At 41.0% G+C, this 708-nt stretch carries 1 pseudogene; it reads left to right on the plus strand.

The window, feature by feature from the left end:
- Positions 1–224: 224 nt before the first annotated feature.
- A pseudogene (locus ACFIK8_RS11480) lies at positions 225–708 on the plus strand (aspartate kinase); the annotation flags it as partial.

Below are 708 nucleotides of genomic sequence, written 5' to 3' on the forward strand. Positions count from 1 at the left end.
TGATCAATTGTGGTGCGCGTTTCATTCATCATGTTGCTCTCCTTCTATTCTTTTAATAAAGTCAAGTGGATTTTATCCAAAGTCAAGGGAAATTAACATCCACATGGTGGACTTGCGCAAGCGATAGATATTGGGTATGTGAAAAAGAAGTTTTTTGGTACGGAAGTAAGAGCTTATTCTCATTGTCGTTTGAGATAAGAAATCTAAAGGTAAGAGTATTATTAATGGCGCGGATTGTTATGAAATTTGGCGGAACATCTGTCGCAAACATTGAGCGTATTCATAATGTTGCACGGCATATCAAAAGAGAGGTAGATGCAGGCAATGAGGTTGCGGTTGTGGTATCCGCAATGGCCGGTAAAACCAATGAGCTTGTTCAGTGGACGCGTGATGCTTCACCAATGCATAAAGATGCTGACGAATATGATGTGGTTGTTGCTTCTGGTGAACAAATAACGGCGGGTTTGTTAGCTCTGAAATTGCAAGCAATGGGAGTAAATGCTCGTTCATGGCTTGGTTGGCAAATTCCTATTCACACTGATAATATACATGGTAGTGCACGTATTACAGATATTAATGGATCTTTTTTAATACAGCGTTTTCAGGAAGGCCAAGTAGCAGTGATCGCTGGTTTTCAGGGATTAGCGCCAGATAATCGGATTTCTACTTTAGGGCGTGGTGGATCAGATTCAAGTGCTGTTGCAATAG

The organism is Bartonella sp. MR168JLCBS, assembly GCF_042194175.1.